This is a genomic window from Halorubrum gandharaense (assembly GCF_054654575.1).
On the sequence record NZ_BAAIET010000002.1, the window covers coordinates 635,481 to 659,362 of the forward strand.

20 protein-coding genes are annotated in these 23,882 nt (G+C 58.8%); 12 read left to right on the plus strand and 8 right to left on the minus strand.

Annotation, left to right across the window (positions count from 1 at the left end):
• Nucleotides 1–18 precede the first annotated feature (18 nt).
• The 3 genes from pglZ to ACYQ07_RS12185 all read left to right on the plus strand — a co-directional run bounded on the left by pglZ (nt 19) and on the right by ACYQ07_RS12185 (nt 6,646).
• Nucleotides 19–2,211: a BREX-5 system phosphatase PglZ gene (gene pglZ, locus ACYQ07_RS12175; RefSeq protein WP_459881972.1), complete on the plus strand. Its 2,193-nt coding sequence runs from the start codon at nt 19–21 to the stop codon at nt 2,209–2,211.
• A 326-nt stretch (nt 2,212–2,537) separates the two neighbouring features.
• A complete protein-coding gene (locus tag ACYQ07_RS12180) occupies nt 2,538–3,614 on the plus strand; it encodes an AI-2E family transporter (protein WP_459881974.1) in 1,077 nt (358 codons plus the stop codon).
• Nucleotides 3,615–3,727: 113 nt separating this feature from the next.
• Nucleotides 3,728–6,646 (plus strand): helicase-related protein, encoded by a 2,919-nt coding sequence (locus ACYQ07_RS12185; protein WP_459881976.1) that lies wholly within the window; start codon nt 3,728–3,730, stop codon nt 6,644–6,646.
• Between the two features lie 259 nt (nt 6,647–6,905).
• Here the strand turns inward: ACYQ07_RS12185 and ACYQ07_RS12190 are convergent, their stop codons facing one another.
• Complete coding sequence (locus tag ACYQ07_RS12190; RefSeq protein ID WP_459881977.1) at nt 6,906–7,637, minus strand: hypothetical protein; 732 nt, start codon at nt 7,635–7,637, stop codon at nt 6,906–6,908.
• An 87-nt stretch (nt 7,638–7,724) separates the two neighbouring features.
• The gene (locus ACYQ07_RS12195; RefSeq protein WP_459881979.1) at nt 7,725–8,354 is read right to left on the minus strand and encodes a hypothetical protein; all 630 of its coding nucleotides are present in this window, start codon (nt 8,352–8,354) and stop codon (nt 7,725–7,727) included.
• Between the two features lie 76 nt (nt 8,355–8,430).
• On the opposite strand from ACYQ07_RS12195, the gene ACYQ07_RS12200 reads away from it, so the two are divergent.
• Entirely contained in the window at nt 8,431–8,622 is a 192-nt protein-coding gene (locus ACYQ07_RS12200) for a hypothetical protein (protein ID WP_459881981.1), read from the plus strand.
• Between the two features lie 345 nt (nt 8,623–8,967).
• The gene (locus ACYQ07_RS12205) at nt 8,968–10,407 is read left to right on the plus strand and encodes a multicopper oxidase family protein (protein ID WP_459881983.1); all 1,440 of its coding nucleotides are present in this window, start codon (nt 8,968–8,970) and stop codon (nt 10,405–10,407) included.
• Nucleotides 10,408–10,512: 105 nt separating this feature from the next.
• On the opposite strand, the gene ACYQ07_RS12210 is transcribed toward ACYQ07_RS12205, so the two are convergent.
• The 3 genes from ACYQ07_RS12210 to ACYQ07_RS12220 form a co-directional block, all read right to left on the minus strand.
• Nucleotides 10,513–11,001 carry a hypothetical protein gene (locus ACYQ07_RS12210; RefSeq protein ID WP_459881984.1) on the minus strand — a complete coding sequence of 163 codons (489 nt, stop codon included), beginning with the start codon at nt 10,999–11,001 and terminating at the stop codon, nt 10,513–10,515.
• Nucleotides 11,002–11,162: 161 nt separating this feature from the next.
• Nucleotides 11,163–13,409: a heavy metal translocating P-type ATPase gene (locus ACYQ07_RS12215; protein WP_459881986.1), complete on the minus strand. Its 2,247-nt coding sequence runs from the start codon at nt 13,407–13,409 to the stop codon at nt 11,163–11,165.
• Nucleotides 13,410–13,417: 8 nt separating this feature from the next.
• Nucleotides 13,418–13,768, minus strand: coding sequence for an SHOCT domain-containing protein (locus ACYQ07_RS12220; RefSeq protein ID WP_459881988.1), 351 nt, complete (start codon nt 13,766–13,768; stop codon nt 13,418–13,420).
• A 121-nt stretch (nt 13,769–13,889) separates the two neighbouring features.
• Between ACYQ07_RS12220 and ACYQ07_RS12225 the strand changes: the two genes are divergently transcribed.
• On the plus strand, nt 13,890–14,342 hold the full coding sequence (locus ACYQ07_RS12225; RefSeq protein WP_459881989.1) for a universal stress protein: 453 nt from the start codon (nt 13,890–13,892) through the stop codon (nt 14,340–14,342).
• Nucleotides 14,343–14,368: 26 nt separating this feature from the next.
• Here the strand turns inward: ACYQ07_RS12225 and ACYQ07_RS12230 are convergent, their stop codons facing one another.
• The 3 genes from ACYQ07_RS12230 to ACYQ07_RS12240 all read right to left on the minus strand — a co-directional run bounded on the left by ACYQ07_RS12230 (nt 14,369) and on the right by ACYQ07_RS12240 (nt 18,888).
• Complete coding sequence (locus ACYQ07_RS12230) at nt 14,369–15,736, minus strand: permease (RefSeq protein WP_459881991.1); 1,368 nt, start codon at nt 15,734–15,736, stop codon at nt 14,369–14,371.
• A gap of 162 nt (nt 15,737–15,898) precedes the next feature.
• Nucleotides 15,899–18,181, minus strand: a complete 2,283-nt coding sequence (locus tag ACYQ07_RS12235; protein WP_459881992.1) for a heavy metal translocating P-type ATPase — start codon at nt 18,179–18,181, stop codon at nt 15,899–15,901.
• Between the two features lie 104 nt (nt 18,182–18,285).
• On the minus strand, nt 18,286–18,888 hold the full coding sequence (locus ACYQ07_RS12240; protein WP_459881994.1) for an AsnC family transcriptional regulator: 603 nt from the start codon (nt 18,886–18,888) through the stop codon (nt 18,286–18,288).
• Between the two features lie 123 nt (nt 18,889–19,011).
• Between ACYQ07_RS12240 and ACYQ07_RS12245 the strand changes: the two genes are divergently transcribed.
• The 6 genes from ACYQ07_RS12245 to ACYQ07_RS12270 all read left to right on the plus strand — a co-directional run bounded on the left by ACYQ07_RS12245 (nt 19,012) and on the right by ACYQ07_RS12270 (nt 23,835).
• Entirely contained in the window at nt 19,012–19,218 is a 207-nt protein-coding gene (locus ACYQ07_RS12245; RefSeq protein ID WP_459881996.1) for a heavy-metal-associated domain-containing protein, read from the plus strand.
• 11 nt (nt 19,219–19,229) lie between these two features.
• The gene (locus tag ACYQ07_RS12250) at nt 19,230–19,592 is read left to right on the plus strand and encodes an SHOCT domain-containing protein (RefSeq protein ID WP_459881997.1); all 363 of its coding nucleotides are present in this window, start codon (nt 19,230–19,232) and stop codon (nt 19,590–19,592) included.
• Nucleotides 19,593–19,808: 216 nt separating this feature from the next.
• A complete protein-coding gene (locus ACYQ07_RS12255) occupies nt 19,809–20,195 on the plus strand; it encodes a hypothetical protein (RefSeq protein WP_459881999.1) in 387 nt (128 codons plus the stop codon).
• 122 nt (nt 20,196–20,317) lie between these two features.
• The gene (locus ACYQ07_RS12260) at nt 20,318–20,602 is read left to right on the plus strand and encodes a DUF7967 family protein (RefSeq protein ID WP_459882001.1); all 285 of its coding nucleotides are present in this window, start codon (nt 20,318–20,320) and stop codon (nt 20,600–20,602) included.
• A 62-nt stretch (nt 20,603–20,664) separates the two neighbouring features.
• The gene (locus ACYQ07_RS12265) at nt 20,665–21,414 is read left to right on the plus strand and encodes a helix-turn-helix domain-containing protein (RefSeq protein ID WP_459882003.1); all 750 of its coding nucleotides are present in this window, start codon (nt 20,665–20,667) and stop codon (nt 21,412–21,414) included.
• 81 nt (nt 21,415–21,495) lie between these two features.
• Entirely contained in the window at nt 21,496–23,835 is a 2,340-nt protein-coding gene (locus ACYQ07_RS12270) for a heavy metal translocating P-type ATPase (protein WP_459882004.1), read from the plus strand.
• Nucleotides 23,836–23,882 lie beyond the last annotated feature (47 nt).

The following is a 23,882-nucleotide window of genomic DNA, read 5'->3' on the forward strand; positions in this document are numbered from 1 at the left end:
CCCAGCCAAATTTACTCTATGCAAGCAACCAAAACCCTCCCCGACGCCGCAAAAGACACCATCCGAAGCCAGTTCGACCGGGCCGAGTCGTCAGATCCGATCGTCCTCTGGTGGGACGACGGGAACTACCTCGAGGACATCATCGAGCAGGCCTGCAACGAACTCGGCGTTCACCTGAAGGTCGCCGAGGAGACGCCGTTGGAACTCCGCGCCGACCCAGTCGACGGCGAACAGGTCTGGTACGTCCCACACGTCAAGGAGCCCGAAGACACCGAGGGCGACTACGACTGGTTCCGCGACGTCGAGCACACGGGCGGCGAGGTGGAGATGAGCATCGAAGACCTCACCGTCCACGCGTTCGAGCGCGGGCAACTCGATGCGTGGGAGCTGAAAAGCGCCACCCAGTCCGACGATCCCACAAAGCGCCGCGAGATCGCTCGGATCCTCCACGACCAGCTCACCGGCGGCCAGCTCCCGACGCTCGAACAGCTCCGCACGCAGATCGTCACCGGCGGCTACACCGACCCGGTCGCGTTCGTACTGGAGAACGGGTGGGGCGACATCGACGACAGCCACGACACCATCGAGCAGATGCAGGACTTGCTGACCAGCGAGGGCGTCGACGCCGTCGCCGCCGAAGACGAGCCCGTAGGCATCGTCGCGGCGACGCGTCGATGGGCCGTCGCCGAGTGGCTGATCCACGCCGGCGCCGACGCCGAACGCTTCCCGAGGGAGTTCCGCGCCGAGACGGCCGGCGATCACGACCTCCCCGAGCTCAAGTCGCTGTTGAACAACACCACCTCGGCCAGCCTTCTCGCCGACCGCTACCTTGGTGAGGCGATCTGGCCCGATGTCGTCGCGGACGTCGACGACCCGTGGGAACTCGCGGACTGTATCGTCGACGGCGCGCTCGAACGCCGCCTCTGGGAGGAGTGGCACGCGTCGTTCGACGCCGGCGACTACGAGGAGTGTCTCGAGCGTGCCGAGGAGCGGTACGACGCCCTGCTCGGGAGCGAGGACTTCCGTGGCACCTACCGCGGCGCCTACGGCCCGGACAGCCCGTGGACGCGGACGTGGGAACAGGCCGCGGAGATCGCTCAGCTCGCCCACCAGCTCGAGACGTGGAACGAGCACGCGACCGACGATGTCGTCTCGCTGTACGCCGACCCGGACGACGGCACGTGGCAGATCGACAATGCGGTGCTCAACCTCGTCGTCGCCGGCGAGCCCGAGTCCGACCTCCCCCGCGATCACCCCGCGACCGCCGCGCTCGACGACCTCCGCACGCAACTCCAGTCCGAGTACGTCGAGTACCTCGAAGATCTCGGCGACCTCGTCACGGAGACCGTCGAGGCGGGCGCTCCCTTCGTCGACGACGATCACGCTTACCAGTTCTTCACCAAGGAGTCGTCGGGGCTGGAGAGCGGACAGACGGTCGCCCTGTTCGTCATCGACGCCCTCCGACTCGATCTCGCCCGGCGACTCGCGGACGAGTTGCGCGACTATGTGGCGCAACTCTCGTCCGATGCTCCCGAGTTCGCCGTCGATGAAGACGTCTGGCTCGGGACGCTCCCCTCGGAGACCGAGTTCGGGAAGGCAGCGCTCACGCCGGGGGAGATCCAGATGTTCGACGTTTCGCTGGTCGATGGCGAGTTACAGCCGCTGCGAAACAACCGTCGAGTGACGACCAACCGGCGCGAGTCGCTGTTGGGCGGCGACGGCTGGACGGTCACTCGCGAGCAGGACGACGGCTGGCAGTCGACGCGTGTCGCCTACTTCAAGAACGACATCGACGACATCGGCGAGAAGGAACTCAGCGACCTCGAGGCGATGCTGGCGCGACGCGTCGACTCGCTCGCGGAGTTCATCGGCACGAAGCTCGAACAGGGCGAGTGGGATCGGGCCTACGTGCTGACTGACCACGGGTTCGTCCTGCTCCCGGATAACGCGTCGCCGGAGAAGATCTCGCGGCCGGCGGAAGCGTCCGACTCCGGGCGCCGGTGGATCGCTGGAGAGAATGTGGACGGGGACTCGCCCGGCGTGCTACTCGACTCCAGTTCACGACTGGGGTATCTCGATGCCAACGTCAGCGTCCTTGCGAGCCCACTCAAGCGGTTCAGAAAGCAGGGGCTCGGTGACGCGCGGTTCTATCACGGCGGACTGCTGCCACAGGAATTCGTGCTTGACTTCATCAGTATCACACAGGGCTAACCCCATTGAAAGCCCTAGATCTGTGGCAGTAGGAATATACGTTCGCTCTTGAGTAGAGGATCGTTGGTGAGGGCCTATCAGTTCAGGCCAGTCCGAAGAAGCCACGGTTTAGCCGGGAGCACGTCAGTTCTCGAAGAGTGGTGCAAGTGAGTTAGACTTTGTAAAACCGCAGGACTGCCCGCCACCAACAATCTACGCCACAAGAGCGAACTGCTAATCTACCGGCTGTTCCACATGGTTTATGTCTTGACAATAGAATTTCAGCAGAGTATATCACCTCTATTTGAACCGGTACAATTGAATATGACTCCGCAGAATTCGCAGACATGGATCTTCGAGTCGGATTTATGGTCGTGCTTGTGGCCCTCCTTGCTGGGGTCGGCGCACTAGTTACCCTTCCGCTTCTGCAGTATCTATTAGCGGCTGCGTTACTTGCATTCGTCTTATTTCCGCTTCACAAAACGCTTGCAAATCGAACAGTAGAGATCAACGGGATCACGTTTACGGTCACACCCCGGATTTCGGGGGTTGTTGTCACTGTGTTTGGAATGACTGCAACAGTGCTTCCATTACTTATCCTCTCACTTGTTGTCTTTCAGACGGTGATCTCGTTCGTAGACCGTCTTAGCGAAATGGGGGTTTCCGAGCTTCTTCACGACGCGCTCCGCGAAATAGGGCTTGATGATACTGCGATCGCTGAGTTAGAAACGTATCTTACGTCTGAAATGGAAAGTCTTCTCGCGCAGAGTGCCGAACGCGTCCTTCAAGAAATACTTGCATTACTGAATACGAGCTTTCAGGTCGGACTTGGTCTACTGGTTCTGGTTTTCTTACTATATTACTTCCTCGTCGACGGGGAACGATTGGTGAATTGGATCGGATCAGTTGCACCGATCGAAGACCACGCTCGAGAAGAGCTGATAGGCCAAATCAAGAACGTTACATGGGCAGTAGTAATGAGCCACGTACTCGTTGCGCTTTTAGAGGGCATCCTTGGAGGGATCGGGCTTTACGTTTTTGGTGTCCCAAATGTTGCGTTCTGGACAATTATGATGATTGTCGTTTCGTTTCTTCCTGCGATCGGAATCTGGCTTATCTGGGCCCCTGCTGTTGGTTACCTCTTCCTAATCGGAGAACCGGTTAGTGCAACGCTACTGTTAGCGTATGGGATTGCTGTTCTGTCCGTCGTAGACAACTATCTCCGTGCCATTCTGGTCGACAGGGGTGCTGGCGTCCATCCGGGAACCGTCCTTGTCGGTGTTATCGGTGGACTCTACCTCTTTGGATTTCTCGGGCTGCTGCTTGGCCCGGTGTTCCTAGCGACGCTGAAAGCTGTTGTAGAAGTGTTTAGTGAAGTGTACGACATCAGTGATGAACCATCCGGGGATGCCCTGCAGAAATAGACCAGACAGCCTTTCGTCAACTAGCCCATGCACGGTAGCATAGTACTTGTCAGGATAATGCATGGACAGGCAATATTGAAGACGGCGCGTGGTCTTGCCATACACATCACTTGATGACGGATTCTACCCAGTTCTCTCCGGGACAGCAGGTAATTCTCAACGGATCTCCGGCTGAAGTTATTAAAACTCAAACTGTCGGCGAGATCGAGTACCTAAGAGCATACATCGACGGCGAGGGCGCCAAGACAGTCTGTCTCGACGATGTTGAGATTCAGCCGCATCGCTCCGGAATCGAGGAACTGTCCAACCAGCGAATCGATGATCTTCACCCGGGCCATGACGCTGTGTCAGCGCAGTGGTTCGACCTCCACACACAGGCGACGAAACTCAAACTCGCCCACGAGCAGGGACAACTCCTGAGCATCTCGAACTCGCTTGTTCGGCTGGAGCCCTACCAACTCGACGCCGTGAACTGGGTGATGCAGAAGCTCCGCCAGCGGGCGCTCATCGGCGACGACGTCGGACTCGGGAAAACGATAGAGGCGGGGCTCATCCTCAAGGAACTTGCTGCCCGGAATCGTGCCGACCGCGTCCTGTTCGTCGTTCCTGCTCACCTCCAGAAGAAGTGGATCCGAGATATGGAGCGCTTCTTCGACATCGATCTCACCGTCGCAGACCGGGCGTGGGTCGAAGGCGAGCGTCGACGGCTCGGTGAGGAGGCCAACATCTGGCATCAAGATCAGCAACAGCTCGTCACCAGCATGGCGTTCCTGCGACAGGACGAGTTCCGGCCCGCACTCCGGGACGCGTTCTGGGACGTCGTCGTGGTCGACGAGGCACACAAGACCGCAAAGCGGGGAGAATCCCCGAGCAAGACGGCAAACATGGTTGATACCGTTACGGGGAACTCCGACTCGCTGCTGCTTCTCAGCGCGACTCCGCACGACGGGAAGGGTGAGGCGTTCCGCTCGCTCGTCGAGTACATCGACCCGTTCCTCGTCGCCGAGAACCGGGAACTCTCACAGGAGACGGTCGACCGCGTAATGATCCGTCGCGGGAAGACCGACATCTACGATGAAGATGGAGAACGAGTTTTCCCAGACCGTGAGGTCAACTCGGTCTCGGTCTCGATGACGCACGACGAGCGGCAGTTCTACCGGGCGGTCACCGACTACGTCAAAAACGTCTACAATCGCTCGGAGAAGCTGAACGAACCTGCGGTCGGGTTCGCGATGGCCCTCATGCAGAAACGGCTGGTGAGCAGCGTCGGTGCCATTCACGCAACGCTCCGTCGACGGCTGGACGACCTCCTCAACGAGGAGGCGGAAACTGACGGCCTGTCCGAGGAAGCGCGAGCCTACCTCGATGGAGAGGATCTAGACGAGGACGATAAGGAACACGCGGAAGACGAGATCGCCGGTCTGACGGTTACCAGCACTGACGAACAGCTCCAAGAGGAGATCGATACGCTCCGCGACCTCGTCTCACTGGCTGAGGACTTACCGGTCGACTCCAAAGCGCAGAAGGTCAGGCGATTCATTTCCCAACTTCTTGAGGAACAACCGGACGAGAAGCTCCTGTTGTTTACGGAGTACCGAGACACGCTTGACTACCTCCTCGAGTACGTACAGGACGAGCCGTGGGCCGACGAGATTCTCGTGATTCACGGCGACGTCGATAAGGACGACCGGGCGCGGATCGAAGACGAGTTCAACCATGGTCAGTCGCGACTCCTGTTCGCGACCGATGCAGCGAGCGAGGGGATCGATCTCCAGCACAGCTGCCACATTATGGCCAATTACGAACTCCCGTGGAACCCGAACCGACTTGAGCAGCGGATTGGACGCATCCATCGCTACGGACAGGAGGAGGAGGTCAAGGTCTGGAACTTCCTCTTCGACGACACCCGCGAGAGCGAAATCTTCGAGATGCTTCAAACCAAGGTCGAAGAGATTCGCTCCGAGCTCGGAAACACGGCGGACGTGCTCGGTATCCTCGACGACATCGACGTGGACTCGCTCATTATGGAGTCTATCGAGAACGACGAACCGCCGAGTGCGACTAAAGGGGAACTCGAGGAGATGATCGAAGAGCGTCAGCGGACGCTCGAGGAGTGGTACGAGCGGAGCCTCGTCGATACGAGCACGTTCGACGCGGAGAGCCGCCGACAGATTCAGGAGGTCGTCGACGAGTCAGAGGACGTCTACGGAAGCGAGGGGGACATTCGCGAGTTCTTCGAGCGAGCAGTCGAAGCCTTCGGAGGCGAATTCGAGAAGCGCGGCACCAACCTCTATCAAGCCGAGTTGCCGGACGGAATCAATTCGTCCGGCCAAGGTGCGACGTTCGGCCCGTTCACGTTCGACCGCAACTTCGCGATGGATCACGAGGATATCACCTACATCGCTCCCGATACGAACGTTCTACAAAGGCTCATGGCACGCGTGTTGGAGGACAAGCGCGGTGAGGTCGGACTCAAATTGCTTCCGTTCGTCGATACGCCGGGAATTACCTACAACTATCGCGTAGCGTTCGAGGACGGTACTGGCGATGTGATTCGCGAGGAAACCATCCCCATCTTCGTGGATGCTGCGCAAGAGGACGCCCAGCAGGCGCTCGGTGAACGTGTCGTAGAGGGCGATTCGGTAGCAGCAAAGCCCGACATCGACGACCTTTGGACGGTTCTCGATGTTCAATCCGACTTACGGACGGCTGCCGATCGATATGTGAGTGTGCGGGTCAGCGAGATCAAGAACCATCTTCAGGAGAAGCGTCACGAGGAGACTGCTAGGGAACTGGAGAATCTTGAGGAATATGCACAGGCAGAACGAGAACGTATTGAGGCCTTCATCGAGGATTACGAACGCAAGGCCGACGCTGGCTCTGATATGGACATCGCGATCCGGGGACAGCAAGAACGTCTCGAACAGCTCGAAGACAGAATCGAGACACGTCGCGAAGAACTGCGGCGTCGGGAGCAAATCATCTCCCTTGCGCCCGAGGTTGAGAACTACTGTCTTACGCTACCCCTCTAGTTCTACAGCAGCCCCCTCGTGTTACTTTTCCCGAGCCGAATCTCGTCGAGAGCACGAGCGGCCTCTTTTTGGTCGCACCGCGAAACTGGATTCTGTCATTCTCCGGCTTGCTCATGTTCGGATTACGCGATCCATCCAAATAGCCGTTAACCAACCGCTCGCAAATACCGTCGCCGAGATCGTTTCTGAGGCTGTCAAAAACGTTTGTGAGTCCTGAATGTTGTCGGAATTGATCCGAATAGAGCGCTCTGTCCGTGTGTCACTCGCTCAGCTCGTCACGGAGCCCCTCGGTCAATTGAGCAAACCGAGGCTGGAGGTGGAAGCGAGCGTCTTCTTTCGCTTCGAGAAGATGGTCACGACGTTTCCCGGAGTATTCCCGAGCTATTTCGTCGAGTTCGTCCATAACTGCCTCGACGGCAGCGGGTTGCTCAAGTGCGTCGTACGTTCGAAACACATCTCGTAACCCACGCTTGGCCGAATTTCTGACTCGCCCGTCCTCGTCAGTCATCGCTTCGAGCATGAAAGCACGGACTGCGTCCGTTTGGTCTGCAACCTGTTCAAGCGCGTCATCTCCTTGTTCGTATAGGTTTACTACCGCCCCGAGTCCGGGTGAGAGGTGTTCGACAACCCGGACGATGGACTGACGAACATATCCGTCGTTGCTGCTCCCGTAGAGATCCCTCAGGTCGTCGAATCTCTCCTCGAACAACTCGATCCGCTCGCGCACGTCTAACGATTTGATCTCCTCGACTGCGGGATTAACCCGATCGGGATCGCCAGAGGTGACCGCATCGACGAACTCCTCCCAATCCGATTCCATGCATATGTATTCGATTGGTGATCTCTTCAATTCACGTGTTTTGACGGAGAGTTCTCGAGGTGCCCGGTCGGTTGCGCCACGCTCTTCCGCTACGACGAGGCCGTCTCTGGCAGTACTGAGCACGTCAATGTCAGTCTCGCCGGGGGTGACGAGTCGTGATCCATCGGGCATGTCACGACCGCAGCGAGACGAACTCCCATGACGTGAGGTAGACGACTTGGAGGACTCTCTAATGAGTTCCGCGAGACGCTCGATAAATCACGAATCTCGCTTGTCGTCGAGAACAGCCTGAATCAACTCCCGCGTGTGCTGGTTGTGTCTCCAGTCGTACGCCACCTCTTTGTCACCCACGTCGTCGGGACTGTCCGCATCGAACTCGTCTCTCCACTCATCGATCTCCGACTCGATACGCTCCAACATTCGTCGCAACTCCTCTTCGGGTTTCTCGGCGAATCGCTTCCGCTGCTGATCCCGCAACACCTCCTCGTCCCATGCCCATACATCGTCACCCGTCGAAACGAGCGCGTCATCCTCGGCGGCGAATTCCTCTACGATGCGCCGTGTTTTGTCTTCTGATAATCCGCACGCCTCAGCGATATCTACGATAGCAACTTCGTCAATTGCCGCCCCGACGTAGCACTCCACCCGTTCTTCGTCGCCCCAATCGGAGGGCCAATTCAACGCTCCTTCGTCGAACTCGAAGTCGGCAGAAAACGACTCCCGCCACTCTTCGTCGGTTATCCTCCGTTCGCGTTGCCCAACCGCAACCGAGATGGAACGGCCAATTCCGTCTACGTCTCCGAATTCTTCCCGGACGCGTTCCGCCGACACCCGCCCCTCCGCCAGAGCATCGAGCGCATCCCGCACGTCGTCGAATTCCTCGGTCATCGAAGGATCCACGCCGAGATGAAAGATAAAAGCCGGCCCAGCTCCGTTCTGCTGGTTCTCGCTATGTGCATCTGGAATGGTCGAGATTGCGCGGCTCGAAGAAGCCGGCGGCGGCACGCGGAACTACTACAAGTCGAACACGCGTGTCTTCTCCTACGACCTTCCGAAAGACAGCGAGGAGATGCTCGCGGCGGTGCAGGCAACCACGACCAACGAACTTTCCGACCTCGTTGAGACGCTGTACGCGGGACATGGCAAGGAGATCTAGACGGTCGCCCGCGAGATGATACCCTGCGAGTCCCGTGAGACGCAACACTACGAGGAGTACCTCCTTAGAGATCTTCTCAATCGTGCCCTTCTCAACCTGAGCGAATCGGAGGAATTGGACGATCTCCGCTGACTGGTGGATTCACCTCTCCGTTTGCTCGGCCATGCGGGCGGCGAGTGAACTGATCATCCTATTCGGGTGACGAACAGCCATCGGAGCGTCTCCTCGGAGAGATCTGAACCGATTGTCGTTCGCTGAGAGCCTCACAGCGAACTCTCGAAGAAGGGTCTTTATTCGCCCACCTTCAATTCAGCAGTACTGTACCGCTCCGTTCGGCAGCCATTCATGACCGACCCATCTGACCCGTCAAATGACGACGACTCCCGCTATACTCGACGAGCAGCACTTGGTGCGGGGATCGTCGCCGCAGCAGGACTCGGAGTTGGCGGTTACGTTGCGACGCAGTCGCTACGAGACGATTCCCCCGTCGAATCGCAGACGTATCCGGAACCGGTCTACGGCGATCCCGATCGAGAGTACCATCTGACTGCCACAGTCGGAGAGATCGACATCGGATCTGGAGAATCCCTCGAAACGTGGCTCTACAACGATCAGTATCCCGGGCCCGAATTACGGGTTGAAGAAGGTGAGCGCGTCCGAATCACCGTCGAAAACGCGCTTCCGGAAGAGACCTCAGTTCACTGGCACGGGATGGCACTGCAGGGAGCAAACGCAATGGATGGTGTTCCGGGGGTGACCCAACCTCCTATCGAACCCGGCGACGAGTTCGTCTACGAATTCGACGCAGCACCAACGGGCACCCACTGGTACCACAGTCACGTTGGGTTGCAGCTCGATCGGGGATTACTCGGGCCGCTCGTTGTCGAAGAGAGCGATCCGCACGTCGAGTACGACCGCGAACACCTGATCGTCCTCGACGAATATCTCACCACCGAACCCGAAGTGGAGACTGACGAGATGGGTATGATGGGCGGCTTTCCGGGTGCGCCAGACTACGCCGGGACGTTGGTCAACGGGAAACTCCCGCGTGAGCCGGACGTACTATCGGTCGAAGCGGGCGAACGCGTTCGTCTGCGATTTCTCAACGCGGGGTCGGCAACGACGTATCGCGTCGCCATCGCGGGGCATTCGATGGAGATAACACACGCGGATGGGCCGGCAGTCGAACCGGTCGAGGTCGATGGGTTCGATATCGGGATGGGGGAACGGTTCGACGCGGTCATCACCGCGAGCGAGCCCGGAACGTGGGAGATTCGATCCGACCCATTAGACGACGGGGCTCCATCCGGACGCGCGCTCATCGAGTACGAGGAATCCGACGACGATGAACCCCGAACCGAATTCACCGGGTCGCGACGTCTCGAGTATAGCGATCTCCATGCGGTGACAGAACTCGACCACCACGACGGATCACCCGATCGCACGGTCGACATTGAGCTGTCACCCGGCGGAATGATGGGTGGAGGGGGTGACGGATGGACGATCAACGGCGAGGCGTATCCGGACGCGGATCCGATTCGAATCGAAGAAGACGAGCATGTTCGCGTTCACGTGAGGAACCGGAGTCCGATGCGGCATCCGATGCATCTTCATGGCCACCACTTCGGAGTTGAGGGCGCACTTCACGACACGGTGACCGTCCCGGGACATATGGGTGAGCAGACGCTGGATTTCGTCGCGGACAATTCCGGAGAGTGGGCCTTCCACTGTCATCACCTCTATCACATGGAGACTGGGATGATGCGTGTATTCGAGTACGACTGAGATTGGCTACCGAATTCACATGGTCGAGTACGAAGAAGCCGTTCGTCTGTCTGAACAGTACCGTGAGAGCGATATAGGTCTCGCACTCTCACCCGTTCCGTGTTGTCAGGCACCTCGTCGATAGAGGGCGGCGAGAAGGACGAGCAACATGCCCTCAGAAAGTTTCGCTGCCCGTGCCCACACGTCCTCCCGCAGATGTGAGATAACGGCTTCGTGCGGCTGAACTCCATGATAATGAGGCGTGCGTCCGGGGAGAAATCCGCCGTGCCCGGAGAGATGCCACGCGAAGTACCCGACGATGTAGGTCACCATCAGAAGCATTCCGAGGACGTAGATGTACCGCCTCACCACGTCGAACACCACTAGATAGATGCCTACGACGATCGCAACTGCCGAGAGGACAAACGCAACCGGGCGTGGATGGGAGAGGAATAATGCAGGGTCTGTTGTGAGCAGGAGCAGAAACCGTTCGAGGCCGTATTGTGGATGGAAGAGATGGAGTCCCGCGACGAGAAGTGCCACCGCTCCAGCAACGTATCGCAACTGCTGATTTGTCGGCTGGTGTGTTCCGAGGTAGCGTTGAATCTTGTTCATTCTCTTTGTCTCTCGTCGAATAGCCGTTCATCGGTTTGCGTGTGCAGAGATATACCGTGATGTGGATCGCTTTCCACATGTGGGTATCGATGTCTCAACGGCCGATTTGCTTCACTAACATCGATGCTGGTCACTGATCGTTTACTGGTGGTCGATTACACTCACTCCGAGAGATCACCTCGTCTGAGTAACTGGGCGTTGATCGCGACGATGACCGTGCTGGCGGACATCAGAACGGCGCCTACCGCCGGCGAGAGCAGGATGCCGATCGGCGCGAGAACGCCTGCCGCTAGCGGGAGCGCGAACACGTTGTACCCGGCCGCCCAGACGAGGTTCTCCTGCATCTTCCGGTAGCTCTTGCGGCTCAATCGGACGAGTTTCACCACGTCCCGAGGATCGTTCTCGACGAGGACGACGTCGGCCGACTCGACGGCGACATCCGTCCCCGAACCGATTGCGATGCCAACGTCAGATCGCGTTAGCGCCGGCGCGTCGTTGACGCCGTCGCCGACCATTGCCACGAGATTCCCCTGTTCCTGTAGTTCGATGATCTTCTTGTCCTTGTCGTCGGGCAACACCTCGGCGAAGTAGGTGTCGATGCCGAGTTCCTCGGAGACGGCGCGAGCGACGTCCTCGCTGTCCCCAGTCAGCATCGCAACCTCGACGCCCATCGCGTGGAGCGCATCGATCGCTTCGTAGCTCTCGTCGCGAACCACGTCCGCGAGAGCGACCGCCCCGATCGCTTCGCCGTCTCGGATCAGGTAGACGACGCCTTGTCCGCGCTCGCCCGCCTCCTCGCTGAATGTCTCGAGGGCACTGCCGGATTCGACATCGAGGTGACGAAGCAGGTTCGGCCCGCCAACGTACACCGTCTCTCCGTCCTGTCCACCGCTCGTCTCAGCGCCGGGCACCGCGGCGGCCTCCAACTCGACGGTCGCGCGAACGCCGCGGCCTTGGAGCGCCTCGAAGCCGTGTGCTTTGGGGACGGCGAGGTCGCGCTCGCGGGCAGCCTCTCGGATCGCTTCGGCGATCATGTGCTCGGAGTCGCTCTCGACGGCCGCCATGAGTGCAAGCACCTCGTCTTCGTTCCAGTCTGGAGTCGTCTCGATGTCCACGACGCCCTGTTCGCCTTTCGTGAGCGTCCCCGTCTTGTCGAAGACGATGGTATCGAGATTGCGTGCCTCTTCCATCGCGATCCGATCCCGAATGAGCATCCCGTTGTTTGCGGCCATCGTCGTGTTGATCGCGACCACCAGCGGCACCGCGAGCCCGAGCGCGTGCGGACAGGCGATGATCAGCACCGTAACCACGCGTTCGACGACGGGCAAGCCGAAGCCGACAGCGATCGTCCACGCGACGGCGGTGAGCGCCGCGACGCCGAGGGCAGCGTAGAACAGCCAGCCGGCAGCTCTATCGGCGAGCACTTGCGTACGCGACTTGCTCTGTTGAGCCTCCTCGACCAGCCGCACAATGCCCGATAAGGTCGTCTCGTCTCCTGTGGCAGTCACGCGAACGCGCAGGCTGCCGTCGCCGTTAGTCGTCCCGCCGATGACCTCGTCGCCCGGATCCTTCTCGACGGGGCGTGATTCGCCCGTGATCATCGCCTCGTTGACGTTGGAATCTCCTTCCTCGACGACGCCATCAGCGGGGACGTTTGCCCCCGGTCGGACGAGTACAAGGTCACCTGCTTCAAGGTTGTCGACGGGCACTTCCTCGGTCTCACCGTCTTCGATGATGCGCTCGGCTTTGTTGGGCATCAGCTCGGCGAGTTCATCCAACGCGCCCGAGGCCCGTCGAACGCTACGCATCTCGATCCAGTGCCCGAGCAGGAAGATGACGATCAGCGTCACCAGTTCCCAGAAGAATGGCTCGCCGATGTCGAACGCGACGGCAGCCGCACTGTAGACGAACGCGACGGTGATCGCCAGCGAGATCAACAGCATCATCCCCGGTTCGCGGTTGCGAGCCTCGACGGCGCCCATCCGAAGGAACGGGATTCCGCCGTAGAGGAACACGATGGTGCCGAGTACCGGCCCGACGAGCACGCTTCCCGGGAGGGTCGGTGCCGCGAACCCGAACCACTCCTGCAACATCGGACTGTACGCCAACACCGGGATCGCGAGAACGAGACAGACGAAGAACCGCTGCTTGAACAGTTCCTCGTGATCGGAATGGTCGACGTGAGCGTCGTGATCGTGGTGATGTTCGTGTGCCTCGTCGTCCGAGGGATCGTCTGAGTGATCGGTGACGTGTTCGTCGTGCTCGAGTTCCGATCGTGCGTCTCCTGTCGTCCCCCTCTCGTCCAGATGGCAGACGCGGCAACAGGGACAATTACGATCGGTTGGTCGCTCACCAGTCGCGGCAGATTCCGCGGGCGGATGCTCGTCGTGGTGGTCGTGTTCAGACATCAGTGGGATCACTCATCTCGCTGTAGCCGTTCTCTCCGCTGTTCATATTCCTCGTCGGAGAGGTCGCCGCGAGCGTATGCAAGGCGGAGTTGTTCGAGCACCTCATCCGAGGCTTCCGTTTCTTGCGAGCGGATCGCGTTCACCACCAGATAGCCACCGCCGAGAACGACTACCAAGAGTACCAACCACATGAGGAGCCACGGCCACCACATCCCTCCGGCACCATTCCATTCCCACATGTGGCCCCAGCCCATCATCCCCATCATCGGCATCGCGAAGAGCATCATCAAGAATGGGATGAGGACGACGAGCGCAACGATGATTAATAGAGTTCGACCGAGCGGATCACTATTGGACATTATACTACTGCTTCACTCCCGGTTGTTATAATACCACTATCGGGCCAGCCGAGACACCCGGCGAGAGCGAAAGCTCTGAAACACAGGTATTAGACCCCACTCGCTGTAATAGGGATACACGATGTACGATCGACTACTGCTGCCGACGGACATGAGTCCCGGCGTTGATCAGGCAATCGAGCACGCAATTGATGCCGCCCAACGGTACGATGCGGAGTTGCACGTCCTCTATGTCGTCGATTCGGAGGCGTACAGTTCATATCCCGGTGACGAATACGTCCACGAATTCGAAGGCTTGGAGAAGGCTCTCGAACAGGCCGGACAGGATGCTGTCGAAGAAATCACTAACCGAGCCGAAAGTGAAGGAGTCGAGACGGAGCCGGTCATCCGTCATGGCGTTCCACACGCGGAAATTCTCCACTATATGAACAAAGCGAATATCGATCTGACCGTCATCGGATCGAAGAACCGATCCGGCGAGTACCGGCGTCTACTCGGAAGCGTCGCCGAGCGGGTCGCCAATATGGCTGAGCGTCCAGTAACTATCGTCAAAACGCCAGTCGACGACGAGTAATTTCTCTCGAAAGTAGAGGAAACTGGTTAGAGATACGACTCTGGGGACTCTCGGAACTGGGCCCGAGAATCTTCACTTTCGAAGTAGTAGATTGACTCGTCGTGTACCGTACAGTAGTCGGCATTCTTGACGGTGATATCGGTTGTAGTGACCGGATCCTCCACGACGCGATCGCCCGGAGCGCCCTTTCGACCCCGCATAAGAAGAGCGATGAATCCGACGCCGATCAGGAGGAACAACACGTTTAGAATCGTCACGGGCTCGAACCCAAGGATCGTCACACCTTCACCCGTTGGTTCTAATGTGGCATCGGGGATGAGACCGACCGCTGTAAAGAGATAGTACACGATGAACCCGGTCGTCGCCATCGACACGAAGAGGATGATCGAGATACGCGTCCCGATCTTTTTCCCCCAGATCTTCCGGTAAATCCGGATCAGCTGTGGGACGATCAGATCAGCATACAGGAACGCGATCACGCCCGCGAAGGCAAATCCAGACCCCCACAGTACCGCAGCAAGCGGGACGTTCCCCATCGAACCGACGAACGTCGCCATCGAGATGAGCGGCCCGAGCACGCTGTTGTAGGCGACCTGCGTCACGCCCGCGCCGCCGCCCTCGAACAGAAGCGTCCAGACAGTTTGGGGAACGGCGGCTGCGATGAGCCCTGCCAACAGGAAGCCGATCGCCAGCTCCTTCCAGAGCATCTTGAGATCCTTTTTCGTCTGATTCGCGGCTCCGACCCATCCGTTCCACGACGTGATCTTCTCCTTCCAAGATGCCGTGTGCGCGTCCGGGTTCTGTTCGAAGAGTCGTTTACACCCCTCCGAACAGAAGTAGACCGTCTCGTTTTTGTGTTCGACTGGAATCCCGTTTTCACGGTTGAGACGCATCTTGCAGACCGGATCCGTAACGACCGGCTGTTCCTCCTTGAGAAGCCGTTCTCTTGCCTGTTGGGTTTCATCGTACGGGATCCAGAGGTGGACGAGAACGATCGCAATCAGAATGAAGATGGGCGCGCCGACCGCCTGTGCAACGGCGAACTCCCAGCCCAGCAGCGCCCAGATGACGAACGTAAGCCCAATAACGAAATTCGTCGATGCGATCTTGAAGGCGACTGCCGGGATGATGTGTGCCCCTTTCTTGAACAGCGTTTTCGTCGCGGCGATGTCGCCAAACGAGCAGGACGTTGAGGCAGTCCCGAAGCCCACCGCATAGAGGACGGATTTCAGATCGGGGTCGCCCATGTAGTTGACCATCCCCTCCTTGGAGACGAATGCCTGAATCGCTCCCGAAATCATAAATCCGAGCAACAGGGCCCACAGCGCCTGCCAGAGGAAATCCCCGGCAAGATAGAGCCCGTCTCCAACTGTTTCCAGTATTGTTCCGATCATCTGTTCGTATTACCGGAATGCAATCTCATCATGGCTATTGGTATCAGTACCGACTCAACGGAACGTGATCTTCCACGAGTTCTTCCTCCGTGCGTATTAACGAGCATATTCCATCGTGTTTGTCGAATATGTGTTCTCACTGTAAGAGATGAGTACGGTCTCCTACAGTTCGATTTTACTGAGTCGTGCAGAGTTCGTGATTACCGAGAGGCTCGACGTGAACATCGCCACGACCGCAATAACTGGGTGCAACAGCCCGAAGAACGCGATCGGAATCGCGAGCGTGTTGTAGATGAACGCCCAGAACAGGTTCTGCTTGATTTTCGAGAAGATGCGCTCCGAGAGGGTGAACGCGTCCACGAGCGCACCGAGCGACCCGCGCACGAGGCTCACGTCACTCGACTGGATGGCGATATCCGTCCCGGTACCGATGGCAACACCGACGTTCGCCTGTTTCAGGGCTGGTGCATCATTGATTCCGTCACCGATCATCGCGACCTCCTTGCCCTCATCTTGCAACTGTCGCACTTTGTCGATCTTGTCCTGTGGAAGCACCCCTGCCATAACCCGATCGGGGTCGATATTTACCTTGTCAGCAATCGCTCGGGCCGTCCGCTCGTTGTCTCCCGTGATCATCCACGTCTCGATACCTCGATCGTGGAGGGCTTCGATCGCCTCGTAGGAATCGTCCTTGATCGTGTCAGCAGTGCTCACAACCCCGACAATCTCGTCTTCGATACCGACCAAAACCGTGGTCTTTCCTTCTCCTTCGAGTTCGTTCACCTTCGACTGGTAGAACTGCGGGATCTCGATCCCGACTTCGTCGAAGAACTTCACGTTCCCCACGTAGACCGTCCGTCCGTCGATGACGGCTTCGATCCCTTTGCCGGGAACGCTATCGAAATCGCTCAACTCTGCGAGTTCGATACCTTGCGTTTCGGCATAGTCGATGATCGCCTGACCGATCGGGTGTTCGCTCCCGCGCTCAGCCGACGCTGCAAGCCGCAGAACCTCACGTTCCGAATCTCGTTGCTCGCCTTCTAACACGCCACCGTCTGCGCGGACGCTGGTATCGTCTCCAACGACGACATCAGTCACCGAGTGATTCCCCTCGGTGATCGTTCCCGTCTTGTCGAGGACGACCGTATCGATGTCTTTCATCGTCTGGATGGCCTCGCCGTCTCGGAACAGGACGCCGTTCTCGGCGGCCTTGCCGGTACCAGCCATCAGTGCCGTCGGCGTCGCGAGTCCGAGCGCACACGGGCAGGCGATAACCAGTACGGCGACCGAGGCGAAAATGGCGAGCGTCAGCGGTTCGAGCGCCAGATCCACCCACGGCAGCCACGCCCCAACGCTCGCCACCGTTTCCATCGCCCCGGGAATCGCGAGCCAGAGAACGAACGACAGCACGGCGATCGTCAGCACCGCCGGCACGAACACGTTGGTAACGCGGTCGGTGAGGGCCTGAATCGGCACTTTCGTTCCCTGTGCTTCCTCGACCAGCTCGACGACCTGTGACAGGAACGTTTCGTCGCCGACTTTCTGTGCTTCGACCTTGAGGAGACCGGCGCCGTTGACCGTCGCACCGATGACCTCATCCCCTTCTTCCTTGCTCACGGGATCGGATTCTCCCGTGACCATCGATTCGTCGACGCTGCTGCGTCCGTCCACGACGACGCCGTCAACCGGGACTTTTTCACCCGGTTTGACAACCATCACGTCGCCGACCTCAACCTCGTCGACGGGCACTTCGACTTCGTCTCCATTACGCTCGACGCGGGCGGTTTCCGCCTGCATCGAAACCAGCCCCTCGATTGCGGCACTTGCGCGACCCTTGGCCTTGTCTTCGAGGTACGTGCCGACGAGGTGGGACGCCATGATCATCGCACCGACGCCCGCGTAGTTCTCGATCGGCGTCACGAACACCATCACGCCAGTTGCCCACGCAACGACGGTGCCCAGCGCGATCAACGAGTCCATGTTGAACGTGCTGTTTCTGATGGCCCTGAGCGCAGACGCGTGGGTCGTCCTGCCGTAGTAGAAGACCACCGGCGTGGCGAAGATGAGCATCAGGATATCGATCTGGAAGCCTGAGAGGAGATCGAGCGGCGTCCACATGAACACCATGAGAAGGACGATCGGTGAGGTGACGATCCACGCCCGGATCGCCATTCGCTTGATCGTCTGGAGTTCCTCTTCGTCCTCCAATTCGTCGTCTAATAGTTCGTCGCGAACGCCGTATCCGACATCCTCGACGGCTTGGATGAGTTGTTCCTGTGAGACACTCGAGTCGTGGCTGACGTCTGCACGTTCGGTTGCGAAATTGACCGAGACATCGTCGACTCCATCGACGCTCTCGAGACTTTCCTCGATTGTTGATGCACAGGTTGCACACGACATCCCCGTTAATGAGAGATCAGTCCGTTCCTGTTGCGTTTCTGGCATTGGGGTTCACCTCATCTGTATATATGGGCTACTTCCCTATGTCTATTTTCAGTAATAAAACAAGGGTTTGATGGGGGGTGAATCTTCGAATCGAAACCGACGAGTCAATCAGAATTGGACTGAAACTCTTCAAACTCTCGTTCGTATGTGCTTTTGCAAGAGGGACAGCAGAATGCGAGGGTTCGTTCGCCGATTGTAGCGGTGATCCCGTCACTTTTCACAGTGTTATCACACACTTGGCACGGTAACGAGAACTCTGCTTTGTCGAGTTGCTGTGTCCACTCGAACTTCTCGATCATTTCGAAGTCGATATCCGCAACGTGTTCTAAGTCTATCTCTTCTCGAAGCCACTCGATTGGATTGCTCTCCGGGGCGTTCCCATAGACGATGATCGTGCCGTCGTATTGTTTGAACGCGTGTTCGACTCCAGCGAGTGAACACAGACGCTGATAGATCTCCTCAGACTCGTCTGGATGTACTTCGAACTCGATCATGATTGGGGTTCGCTGCTGCAGTTTGAGCCGGTCGATGTCGATAGTAAACTGTCGAATGACGCCCTGTTCTTGCAGTCGATCGATTCGATCGGACACGGCAGGTGGAGAGAGATTCACGACCTCCGCAAGCTCGCTATAGGGGCGACGAGCGTCCTCAGCTAGCAATCGAATGAGTTCTAGGTCGGTCTGGTCGAGATCGCGTTTGTCTCTCATATGCTGGTGTAGCTGCTATCGAGTATTCAAATCATAGGCTTATTCTCACAACACTTGGTACCCCTCTCACTGTGGAATTTTAACGAAAATGGAGATAAATAGGCAGCACGTAGAATCACGTGTATGAGCCAACGAATCACGGTGTCCGGGATGAGCTGTGAAGGCTGTGAGGAGAGCGTCGAGGAAGCACTTACCGCCGTTTCCGGTGTGACGACTGTCGACGTTGACCGAACGACGGGGGCGGCGACCGTCGAGGGATCGGCAACTGTCGATGAACTCGTGGCTGCTATTGAAGAGGCTGGCTACGAAGCAGCAGAAGCTGATGCCTGAACTAAATAATCATGACTCAAACGGAACCCCTGACACGGACGATACTGCTGGTACTGATCGGTCTCTTAGCCATTCCGTTGGTGATGATGCTGGTGATGATGCCAGCGATGGGGGCAGTCGGTTGGTCGCACATGGGTAGCTGGATGTGGGACAGTTCTGGCGGATGGTTAGCGATGGTTTTGATGATGGCTATTCCCCTACTCGTCGTGATTGGAATTGGATACCTTATCTATCAGTCACTTGGAACAGAGACTACTGAGCAAACAGACGAGGCGTTAGAGGAGCTTCGGCGAGTATATGCACGGGGTGAAATCTCGGATGAAGAATTCGAGAGGAGGCGTAAGAATCTTCGAAAGGATACCGAGCCAGCGTAGTAGAATCCCATAGTGACATATTTTCTCTCATCGCTTCGAGGGGAAATCACGCCGATCGGCCCCGATCGCGACTTCAAGCCACCACATGATCGCGACAGTTTCCCGACCCAGCAACCGGACGCGCTCACGAAGTGAGAGCGACCTATCCTCGTTGAGTACTCCCATCGGCTAGAAATAGACTGACCAATTAATGCCTCACCGACCGTAGTGGATACTATGATACGTAGATTCGTCGGTGTCCTCGGCGTCCTCACAGCACTGTTTCCGAACAGAATGATAGACATCTTCGAAAGACTTGCCATCGAAAAGCCTGACGAGTGTGCGACGAAATCGTGGATTAGCTCTGGCATACGAGCAGAAGGTGTTGTCGTAGTTGCGGCTAGCCTGATCGGAGGACGGGCGTACGCGTGGATGATGAATCTCACCGGAACGTTCGGTGCCGTGATCCTCCTGTTCCCACAACTGTACCAGAGAGTCGCCACTACTCTCCTCTACGAGCACCCAAATGAGGTTGAGTGGAACGATCAGTTCACGAAGGGGGTGCGGATCATCGGAGTGGTGTATCTCCTCTTGGCGATCAGATCACTCAGACAACGGCTGTAGTTGCGAATACCAACATCTGTGTCTGAGTTTCGCTCGCCCCGCAAGGCAGCCATCGAGGCGAGACCCGCGTACACTGATAGGGCGGGCCCACCTATTTCTCTCCGCATCCGGAACCACGACGTATGACCACCGATTCCGACGACGGAGTTCGCGTGTGGCTCGTTGAGCGGACGTACTCCGACGACGAGCAAAACCTGATCATCCTCACGTACGCCACCACCGACGGCGAGCGGTACTTCCGCAAGGAGCGGGCGCTCACCTCCTTCACCGACGTTCGCGACACGACCGCCGCCGTCGCCGCCGACCCCAACAACCTCGGCACCGTCGACGACACTGACCTGAGAGAGCAGTACGCCGCCGAAGCCCAGCGGATGGCAGATGCCCACGACCCCAACGACATCATCTAGCTAAAACAGAGACGAAGCAGACGAAACGACCTGTTTTATCCCGTTAGTACGTAGCACACAGTATGCGCGAACTCGTCTTCACGCTCGAGTACGAGCCCGGGTGTAATGCGGTGGCGGACACGCTCGCCAGCCACCTAGATGCCCGGATTCACTCGCTCTCGCTACACGCCACCCTAGAGAGCCTCTGGCGCGTCGATCACGCTACTGGCGACGCCGACGCCCTCGACGCTATCGAGGATACCTTTCTCAACAACGACTACTACGCGGATTGCCTCGCCTCAGAAGACTGTGGAGCTACTCAAACCACGGAAGTCCTCGACCATACCGACGACACGCTCATCCTCTACTCCTACTGGGAGCGCACTCCCACCTGCGCGTCCGTCCCGCACATCGCGCTCGACCACCTCGGCGACGGAGCACTTTTCGAAACCCATCACGAGGGCCGCGAATACAAGTGGCGCGTCATCCACTCCGGCGATGGCGATGTCCGCACCTTCTTGAATGCTATCGACGACACAGTCGGCGACTGTGCCGAGATGGAACTCGTGCGGCTAACGGATGCAAAGCCGCCGATCCCCGAGCCGGCGAACGAACACGACGGATTCTCTTCCGAACAGGAGGCTGCGCTCCGAGCAGCAGTCGAACACGGCTACTACGAGACGCCGCGCGAGGTTGACGTCGGAGATCTCGCCGATCGCCTCGACATCCCCCGTTCCACGCTCACCTATCGACTGCGTCGCGCCGAGGAGTTCTTGGCCAAACGCCACGTCGCTCGAAATCCTCCAACGGAAGGCGTCTCCGCGCCGCTCTAATCGGTTAGTTGGAAATTTCCAATACACTATTTGGAATATTCCAATGAAAGTATAACCGAGCCGGGAGGCTACGAAGAACTGATGGAAGACGATGTGACCAACGCCATAACAAGCGGGGATAGTCGACCGGAAGAACTGGCCGTCACCCTCTCCGTCCCGGAGATGGACTGTCCCTCCTGCGCCGGGAAAGTGGATAAGAGCCTCCGACGGGTCGACGGCGTCATCGAGTCCGACCTCCGCCCGACCGAAGGCACGGCCACCGTGACGTATGACCCCGATCACATCGACGAAACTGACGTGATCACGGCCATCGAGGGCGCCGGCTACGAAGTCACGAACCGCCCATCCGACGACGAGACCGATGCCGACGAGATCTCGCCGCCGTCGGAGGTCTGGACGAGCAGCCGCGCCATCAAGACGTGGATTGGCGCCATCTTCTTGACCGGCGGCCTCCTCCTCGAGTTCGTCGTCACGGGGTGGAACCTCACGGTACTCCCGACCCCGATTTTCGACATCACCGCTGCCGACGCGACGTTCATCGTCGCCATCCTGACCAGCGGCGTGCCGGTCGTCCGCAGCGGCTACTACTCCGCTCGCAACCGAAGCCTCGACATCGACCTGTTGATGGGGACGGCCATCGTCGCCGCGACCTCGATCGGGCTGTTCATCGAGGCGGCGACGCTGGCAGTCCTGTTTAGCATCGCCGAGCTGCTCGAACGGTATGCGATGGATCAAACCCGCGACTCGCTGCGGGAATTGATGGAACTCGCGCCGAACGAGGCGACCGTCATCCGGGATGGCGAGGAAGTAACCGTTCCGGTCGACGAGGTGGAAGTCGGGGAGATCGTCGTGGTGCGCCCGGGCGAGAAGATCCCTGTCGACGGCGTCGTCCGCGACGGATCGAGCGCCGTTGACCAGTCGCCGATCACCGGCGAGAGCGTTCCCGTCGACAAGGCCAAAGATGACGAGGTGTACGCGGGCACGCTCAACGAGGAGGGGTACCTCGAAATTGAGGCGACGACAGACGCCGACGAGTCGACGCTGTCGCAGATCATCGATCTCGTCCGCAACGCGCAGGCGAAAAAGACGGAGAAGGAACAGTTCGTCGACCGATTCGCCAGCTACTACACGCCCGCCGTAGTCGTGCTGGCGATCCTGACCGCTGCGCTCCCACCGTTGCTGATCGACGGCTCTGCCACGTTCGGCGTTGCGGGCCTCTCACACACGTTTTCCGGCGATCCGCTGACGTGGTTCGTGAGGGGATTGACGCTGCTCGTCATCGCGTGTCCGTGTGCGTTCGTCATCTCGACGCCGGTCAGCGTCGCGTCGGGCGTCACGTCCGCTGCCCGCAACGGCGTGCTCATCAAGGGCGGCAACTACCTCGAGGCGATGGGCGAGGTCGACGCTATCGCCTTCGACAAGACGGGAACGCTCACCAAGGGCGAACTCACCGTGACCGACATCGTCCCGGTCGGCGATGCCACCGAGTCCGACGTACTCCAGTACGCCGGGGCGCTCGAACGGCGGAGCGAACACCCGATCGCCGACGCCGTCCTCGATCGGGCCGACGAAGGGGACGTGCGACTGCCGGAGGTGGCCGACTTCGAGAGCATCACCGGCAAGGGAGTGAAAGCTCGCATCGACGGCGGGACTCACTACGCGGGCAAGCCGGGCCTGTTCGAGGAGTTGGGATTCAACCTCGACGATCCGGGAGCGGTTCCCGACGGTGGCGTGGTCGATGCCGAGTTTGACGAAGATTCGACCGATCGGAGCGATGCGATCGCGGCATTGCAGCGCGAGGGGAAGACTGTGGTGCTGGTCGGTACCGACGACCAGCTGCTTGGCATTATTGGGATTGCCGACGAGATCCGTCCGGCGGCGAAGCGGGCCGTGGAACACCTCCACGATCTCGGCGTCAGGCCGCTGGTGATGCTCACCGGCGACAACGAGGGCACCGCTCAAGCGGTCGCAGAAGAACTTGGAATGGACGAGTACCGCGCCGAACTGCTGCCCGACGAGAAGGTGGCGGCCATCGAGGAACTGGAGGACGAGCACGGCGACGTGGCGATGGTCGGGGACGGGATTAACGACGCGCCCGCGCTGGCGACCGCCTCTGTCGGCATCGCGATGGGGGCGGCGGGCACGGATACGGCGATCGAGACAGCCGACATCGCGTTGATGGGCGACGACATCGGGAAGTTGCCGTACCTGTACGCGCTGTCTCACAAGGCCAACGGCGTCATTCGGCAGAACATCTGGAGCAGTCTCGGCGTGAAGCTCTTGCTCGCGATCGGCGTGCCGTTCGGCTACGTTAGCGTCGCGATCGCCGTTGTCGTCGGGGACATGGGGATGAGTCTCGGCGTGACGGGCAACGCGATGCGGTTGTCGCGGATGAAACCCGACCGGTTTCTCGACGCCTGAACCATCGGAACAATCTCGTCTTTGTTTTCGCCTTCACCGAGACCATC